Annotated in this window: 6 protein-coding genes; 5 read left to right on the forward strand and 1 reads right to left on the reverse strand. The window is 38.0% G+C overall.

Annotated features, from left to right (window positions below):
• Window positions 1-12 precede the first annotated feature (12 nt).
• The 5 genes from A5882_RS19135 to A5882_RS19155 all read left to right on the forward strand — a co-directional run bounded on the left by A5882_RS19135 (window position 13) and on the right by A5882_RS19155 (window position 7,554).
• Window positions 13-3,435 (forward strand): WxL domain-containing protein, encoded by a 3,423-nt coding sequence (locus A5882_RS19135; protein ID WP_254908562.1) that lies wholly within the window; start codon window positions 13-15, stop codon window positions 3,433-3,435.
• A gap of 237 nt (window positions 3,436-3,672) precedes the next feature.
• The gene (locus A5882_RS19140) at window positions 3,673-4,020 is read left to right on the forward strand and encodes a hypothetical protein (RefSeq protein ID WP_086373523.1); all 348 of its coding nucleotides are present in this window, start codon (window positions 3,673-3,675) and stop codon (window positions 4,018-4,020) included.
• A gap of 113 nt (window positions 4,021-4,133) precedes the next feature.
• Entirely contained in the window at window positions 4,134-5,609 is a 1,476-nt protein-coding gene (locus A5882_RS19145; RefSeq protein ID WP_086373524.1) for a helix-turn-helix domain-containing protein, read from the forward strand.
• Between the two features lie 377 nt (window positions 5,610-5,986).
• Complete coding sequence (locus A5882_RS19150) at window positions 5,987-6,682, forward strand: helix-turn-helix domain-containing protein (RefSeq protein ID WP_086373525.1); 696 nt, start codon at window positions 5,987-5,989, stop codon at window positions 6,680-6,682.
• Window positions 6,682-7,554 (forward strand): IS3 family transposase, encoded by an 873-nt coding sequence (locus tag A5882_RS19155; RefSeq protein WP_086373526.1) that lies wholly within the window; start codon window positions 6,682-6,684, stop codon window positions 7,552-7,554. Before A5882_RS19150 ends, A5882_RS19155 begins: the two co-directional genes overlap by 1 nt.
• A 107-nt stretch (window positions 7,555-7,661) precedes the next feature.
• On the opposite strand, the gene A5882_RS19160 is transcribed toward A5882_RS19155, so the two are convergent.
• Window positions 7,662-8,021, reverse strand: a 360-nt coding sequence (locus tag A5882_RS19160) for a MucBP domain-containing protein (RefSeq protein WP_254908563.1), incomplete at its 5' end; no start/stop codon positions are given.

Consider the following 8,021-nt stretch of genomic DNA (forward strand, 5'->3'; position numbering starts at 1 on the left):
GAAGTCAAAGCAATGAATCAAGCGCAAGTAACGATTAGTCGCGGGAATGCGACGGTCTTGTTTTCTTCTGCTACAGTAGCGGATCCCAAGATTACGGTAGAACAAGGTGCAACAGTTACGATCACAACTACTGCAGGAGTGGCTAATACGATTGATCTAAGAGGAGAAAACCCTGAAGTCTTTCTACAAAGTGGAGAATTGGATGTAGCTACTGTTGGGACAACAGCGGCACCTACAGAAACAACGAATAATACGATTGCATTAAGAGGAACAACACCTAAAATAACGATGAATTCAAACGCTCAACTGACAGTCAGAAGCACATTAGCCAAAAGGGGGATTCATCTGTCTGGAGACAATGCGCAGCTTTTAGTCAACAATTCTGAGTTATCCGTTACTTCTGCGACACAAGCAACCATAAATCTAACTGGCGATCACTCCTCTTTTTCGTCAGAAAATAGCACGATTCAGCTTGTTTCAACGACAGGTGTTACAACAAACATAACTGGTGAATCACCACAACTAATTTTTGATTCATCAAAAGTAAGTTTTACAAGCAGCAGTGGACAACGAATAAACTTGGTTGGTAATGCTCCACTAGTATCACTATCTAGTACGGAAATGACCATGAATGCAACAACCGGACGAGGGGTTTATTTGCAGGGGGCAACGCCACAAGTACTAATGGAAAGTAGTCGTTTACTGATGACTGATACCGGCGCTTCGCAAGGGATGATCTTACAAGGAACAGATGCATTACTTTCTTTGAGTAACCAAAGTGAATTTATCCTAACTGCTGGAGGAAGTGGAATAGTAGAAAACATCCTGATAGGAGGGGCGAATAATCCTCGTCCAGAGCTTTTGGTTACAGATAGGTCTAAGTTATCTGTTACGACATCAAGTGGTATATCTCCTACAACAGGAGACGCTGCATCAAACATAACAAATAATGCCATTAACGTACGCGGGGCTGAATCAAAAACAACGATTTCAAATGGATCAGAACTTAACATTTTAGTGACGTCCAATGGACGTCGAGGACTCACTAGTGAGGGTGCAAAATCAGAATTGCTCGTTTCTGATAGTTTAGTCAATATATCCACTGTAGATGGACACAGTATATTTACTAATAACGACGATCAAAAAGTATTGATACGTGGCTCTCAAACACGTGTTGATTTGAATGCTATCTCTGGAGCGGCCTATCAGCACTGGACTGGCAATAATGAATTTATAATTACTGACTCAGCAACTGTGAATGCTACATCTTCAGGAGGCCGAGTTTTTAGTATTAATGGATCAACAGGAGTCTTAAGAGATCAGTATATGGAGATCAGTAACAATGCTACAGTTAATATTTTACGTGATTCTGAAAGTTATGCCTCATCATCAGCTCTCTTTCATTCTACAAGGCAATTTACTCTAAATATAGATTCAGGTCATCTCGACATAAAGGATGAGAAAGGTCCCAGTGATTCAGCATTGCAAGTAGGAGCATCCGAAGGAAGTTATTCAACCATTTCTAATGGTGGATCGATAGATATTTATACTTCGAAAAATGATTCGACGATAATAACGGGAAATAATTCCGGAATAAATGCATTTTCATCTGCTGAAGTTAAATTTACTATAACTGGAATTGGATCTAAGGTGCGAAGTATATCTGAAGACGGAGATGCATTCAGGTCAAACAGCACTGGCCGTTCAATTTTTGAGTTATCAAATTTAGCTAGTTTAGAACTAAGTGGAAGATCTACTGGAGGTGCTTTAAATAATATAAATACAGATATAATTTTCAATAACCCGTTGTATTTCGACATTCAAAATGTAGAACTGGGTGGAAGAGCAATTTCTACTACCAATGTTAGTTCTACATTAATTGGTATACAAAGTGGTTTATCACTATGGGAAAGGACGGGATCTATAACTGGAAATCCTACTTTTAATTTTGATACTCTAGATTATCAATTTACAGGTATTCACCTTAATACTCTACTCTCAACCAATAAACCTGAAGAGTTAAATACTTCAGTAATTGGTACAACAGGTCTCTCCAATTTCAGAAGAATATCTTCCAATAATGGTCGCTGGGCAATTGCGGATGAACTTAGAGTTCCAACAAATGCGGATGCTAAAATTCACGGCAGAGTTAGTTTACCAGAGGGATTAGACAGTAGTCGTCCTGCTTGGGATGATGAAGCAATTGTTACCGTAGAAGTAGAATCCCCGTCGGGAGAAAACACACAAGAATATACGGCCAAAACAGTTGGTGATGCAAATGAATCACCGGGGATCAGTATTTATGGTGAAGAACCTCGTGGCGGACTCTTTGAAATCGATTTGGATGAACCGCTAGAAGTCGGATCAAAAGTTCGAATCAGTAAAGTTGAACTAACCAGTGGCGAACTTACGGATGGCTTCGAACACCAGATTTTAACGGAAACAGTTGAGGTTTTTCCAATCATCCCACCAACACCGGCACAATTTTCTTCGTCAATCATTCCGCAAGACAGTACTACGATCCAAGGGATGACGGATAATCTAGATGCAGAAGTAACAGCCACCCACAATGGCGAACCACTCAATACTGAAGCGGTCAATGTAGAAGCTGATGGTAGGTTTACATTAGACTTAAGTGAGGTTTCTTTAGAAATGGATGATGAAATACAAGTCTTTCTACGAGATGCCGAAGGATCAGCTGTAACAGCAGGCGTTGTTAATCCTCCAGAAACAAATAATACTCGAGGAAATATTAACCCATCCACTGAATTAACGTTTCACGATGTAACGTTTCAATCGGCTACGATACTAACCGTTGGGGATCTAGGACCGATCTTACCGGTAGATCCTTTGGATCCAGAAGTCGAAGTGGATCCAGAAAACAGACCAGAACTGCCAGAAGATCAAGGATTACTAAGTATTGACTTTATTTCGTCCTTCGACTTTGGTTCACAAGCCATTTCGGTTCAGGATCAAACCTATTATGCTAAGCCACAACGTTTACTGAATGAAGATGGAACAGTGAACGAGTCTGAAGAACGACCAAACTATGTTCAGGTCAGTGATCGACGTTCAGAAAACGACCGCAATGGCTGGCAACTCGCGGTCACACAAAAAGAACAGTTTAAGAATCAAACGAATCAAGAACTCATCGGAGCGAGATTAAACCTGTCGAATCAACAGCTAGCGACCGCAAACGGTGGAGAATCCCCTTCTTTACAAGTCACCAATCCTTTAACGTTGGTACCAGGAAACAAACGAACTTTGATTCGTGCGGAAGGAACTGAAGGAACAGGTACTTGGATCTATCGCTTTGGTGATGGGGAGACAGCAGGAGAAAGTGTCGCACTGGATGTGCCTAAAGGCGCAAATCCAGAAGCTACTACTTATTCTGCCACCCTTCTTTGGGAGTTGAGTGCGGTTCCCGGCAATTGACAACAAAAGGGAAAGAGACCTCTCTCTTTTCCTTTTTCTACTATTTATTAACAGAATAGTTACTAGAAGTGATCATAACGAATAGAAAAAGGCCACAGCATGGCGTGAATGTGGTGTATCTACCGACCACCCATGAAGAAAGAGAAATCAAACAAGCGTTAAAGGTCATTGATTGGTATGTAGTATCACCTAACAATTACCTACAGAGTTGATGAAAGAGAGGAGAAAACAAAAAAAATGACTCAATTGAAAACAAAGAATGACTATATCAAACCGTTTCAATCCGCATTTGACCAAGCAGGATCAGAGCGAATCACCTTGACGGCTTACTTGGATAGTCAAATTCAAAAATTGGATCAACTAATTGAAGGTATTTCGCAAGAGAACTTTTGGCAGATCCTTCCAGAGATATTGGGTGTAGATGCTAAATTCATGTTATTGACTGAATTGATTCAGTTTGAAGACTTTTCAAACGAAGAAATCATTCGAATCGTTGAGTGTGACTATCGAGATTATTTTAAAGAATTATGTGGGTATGATTTAAAATCAAAAGACAAGCATTCGATGATCTTCAATATAATTTGAGATTAATGTTATTAGTGTGGATAGAAATGTTCAGAAAAATTCAAATAAATTAGCACTTTTCTTGGTGAGTATTGTAAAAATACAATGTATGTATAGAATAATAAGGAGGAAAAATGAGTAATCTACACTTAATATTTATCAGCAATCGAGCGACACAACGCTTGCTTCGCCTATTGAGCGTGATGGAAAGTACTACCGTATTTACAATAGGGGAAATGGCTGAAAAAATGCAAGTGACTTATCGAACGATTGCCAATGATATAAAATTTATAAAAGACTACTTTGTAGACTGCGTTACATTGACTTCTGGGCATACGGGTTTCTCTTTTAAAGAGATTAATCCCCTGAAATATAGGGAAAGAAAACAAAATTTACTAAAAAATGAATGTTTTTTTGAAATTATTAAAAATATATTCTTAGGGAAATATATGCGAGTAGATGAGCTCGCACATCATTATCATTTTTCCGAGAGTACATTCCGTCGTCTACTAGGACAATCATCACCTATATTAGCAGAATATGGGTTAAAGTGGGGATTGAGTCCATTAACAATTGAAGGAAATGAGGCAAACGTGCGTAAATTCTTCAAGGATTTATATTACGAAAGTAGCGATATGACTGACACCCTTGTACCAGACTCTGAGTTACCCAAATGTTTTATGAATCAGTTACAGGAAAAATTTGGACATAATGATATTGGGTCTATTACAGCACCTGCGGCATTTTACTACACTTTATATATAGCTATCCAACGTGCAAGAATAGGATTCTCAGTCGCTGTTCCAAAAGAATTAATGGCGCTTGCCCGCAAAGGAAAGAGCTTCGTTTTGATATGCTCTATAAAAGAAGTCATAAAGAATATCTACGGAACAGATTTGTCCGAAGAAGAATTTGCATGGATTTATTTGGTTACTATTTGCGAGCGGACAGTAGATCGGGAAGAAACTGAGAAAAATTTTTATCTACACTTTAATCACGGGGCGGAAATCGCAAATCTTACTGACGAATACCTAAAAGAATTTGAAGTAGAAAAAGATATTAAGGATCAAGTAAATTCTTTTCTAAGATCATTTTTTTTATCAAGAAAAATCAACCATATTCTTGCACCCGTTTTGAATAAGGAATCCCCTAATATAAAAGAAAGACTTTTACGTTCTAACAATGAAAATTATTACCGGAACTTACGCTTCTTAAGAAAGAATCAGCAGGAAGGATTTTTAGCGACACCTTATTTGGAAGACATCTGCGTAAGCCTAACAATTTACAACAACCTGGTTTTTAATTTCTGTGCACCCTCTAAAAATATCTATTTTCTCTTAGAAGGCGATCACTATGCTAGTCAGCAACTACGCACTCAAGCCGTACAACATTTTGGCACAAAGCATTCTTTGACCTTCTTGCCACTAAAATCTCTTACAAAAGAACAATTAAATGAAGCATCTGTAGATTTGATAGTCACGAATTATAGTCGATATATCTCAGAATATGTCATTGAAACAGATTACTTATTGATAAAAGTAGTTCCTGATGAACAAGATTGGTGTCGATTGGAAAGAAAAATAAATCCGTATAAAAGAAAATTGTTCTAATCTCATTGTAGAGACCGATAGCGCTGTTTTAAAATTTATATTCAGATATAAAAACACATTGAATAATTTATCACAACTCAAAATTCTTACAAATTAAAGTTCTGAAAAAAATATACACTATTAATTTTAAAGGGGTATTTATAGGGGGCAGAAACTTAAAAGTTTCTGCCCCCTATAATAAATTGTTCTAAAATTCATCGACTTATATTCTTAACTGAGCATGGATTTTGTTACAAGTTTCTGTACACGATACAGAATAATGTTCATAGAAATTTGATCCAAAAATAGAGTGTTCAGAAACGGGTCATGATATGCTCCCTATAAAGCAGACAAAGAAAAAACAAAAATTCTAAATCTACTTTATAGGGAGTTTTTGCATGTCTAAGAAAAGCCTTTATTCTCCAGAAGAAAAATATCAAGTTATTTCCGAAGTGATGAATGGACAAAATAGCTTGAACAGTATCGCCAAGAAGCATTCCCTTTCATGGGCGACAAGAAAAGATTGGATTCGTAAATATAATGATGACGGAATCGAGGGACTGAAAAAATCTACAACATGGAAACGGTACACGAGTGATCTAAAACGGAACGCTGTTCTAGCAGTCATAAATGAAGAGCTATCTCTTCGGCAGGCAACAGCAGTGTTTCAACTTTCTTCGACTACTATTTTAAGAAAATGGATTTCAAGCTATACTAATGGGGAAATGCTAAAATCTACGAGTAAAGGCAGTGTACCCAAAACCATGATAAACGGACGTAAAACGACCTATCAAGAACGCATTGAGATTGTTCAATATACAATCGCTAACGAGCTGAATTACGCGCAAGCGATTGAAAAATATGATGTTTCATACCAACAAGTGTATTCTTGGGTAAAAAAATACCAACGACACGGAGAAGAAGCACTAAAAGACAACCGTGGACGAAACAGATCAAGTGAGTTCTTAACCGAAGAGGAACGGCTAAAATTAAGAATAAAAGAACTAGAAGCACGAAACAGGCATTTAGAAATGGAGAATGACTTCGCAAAAAAGTTACAAGAGATTCAACGACGAAATCGACCCTCACGTTAGTGAGAAACGTTGAACTCTACCAAGCGATTTCAGAACTGCATGAAGAAAAACACTATTCAATCACTCCTCTCTGTCAATTAGCTGGGATTGCACGCTCTTCTTACTATAAATGGTTAAAGTGGCAACCTTCCAAAAAGGAACTTGAAAACAGAAAACTAGCCAAAGAGATAAAAAAGAAATACGACAGTAAAAAAGACGCGATCGGTTATCGACAAATTCGAATGCAGCTCAATATAAAACTTAAGAAGCACTATTCTCGGAAGCGTTATTACCGATTAATGAAAGTACTGGGAATCAAAGCAGTGATCAATAAAAAGCGTCCGACCTATATAAAAGCAACGGAAGCACACGTTGCTGAAAATGTATTAAACCGGAAACTTACCGCTGAGAAGCCCAATCAAAAATGGTGTACGGATATTACTGAATTGGAATACGGTAATGGTCGAAAGGCTTATTTGAGTGCCATCATCGATCTTTATGATCATTCGATTGTTTCTTGGGCGCTCGGTCATTCCAATAATAATTCACTTGTCATGGATACTGTTAAAAAAGCCATGTGTAAGAACCCTAGCGCAAGACCGCTTCTTCATAGTGATCGCGGGTTTCAATACACCTCTTATGACTATAAGTCACTTGAAGCAAAATATAAGTTCATCAAAAGCATGTCCCGAGTCGGTCGCTGCCTGGATAATCAACCGATCGAACATTTTTGGGGCACATTTAAAGAAGAGAAGTTCTATCAAGAGTGCTATCAGAACTTTGAGGAGTTAAAGAAATCTGTGCGTAGTTATATGTGCTATTACAATAACTATCGCTATTCGGAAGTGTTGAACGAACTAGCACCAAACGAGTTTAGAAAGCTAGCGGTATAAAAAAACAGGAATCAAGCAACTCGATTCCTGAATAGTTTTACTTTTGTTTTTTAGCTGTCTACTTGACGGGGAGCACTTCAGTCATTTCTGAACACTCTTTCTTACTCTTATTGATTACTTCTTTTACGTTTTCTAAATGTCACCAATACTAGAGTGACCAATAAAGCTCCGACACTACTTAAAACTATTTGTCCTTTAATCTGTTCTCCAGTTTTTGGCAAATGATTATTTGAATTACCATTGTTATTCGGATTATGCGATTTAGCGCTATACACGTACACTACTCTTTGTTCTGTATCACTAAAAGTTCCGGAAGCGTTGGCCGGAGTTTCCACTAGATACCAGCCAGAGATTTCTTTGGCTTCACTTGCATAGGGTAAGCCGACTTTTCCGCTTAAGATACTTGGTTCCGCCAGTTGATTCCCTTCGGAATCCTGATACTTCACAGTTACTGGTGCGGCGTCACT

This window comes from Enterococcus sp. 4E1_DIV0656 (genome assembly GCF_002140695.1).
In the GTDB taxonomy this organism is placed as follows: Bacteria; Bacillota; Bacilli; order Lactobacillales; family Enterococcaceae; genus Enterococcus_D; species Enterococcus_D entomosocium.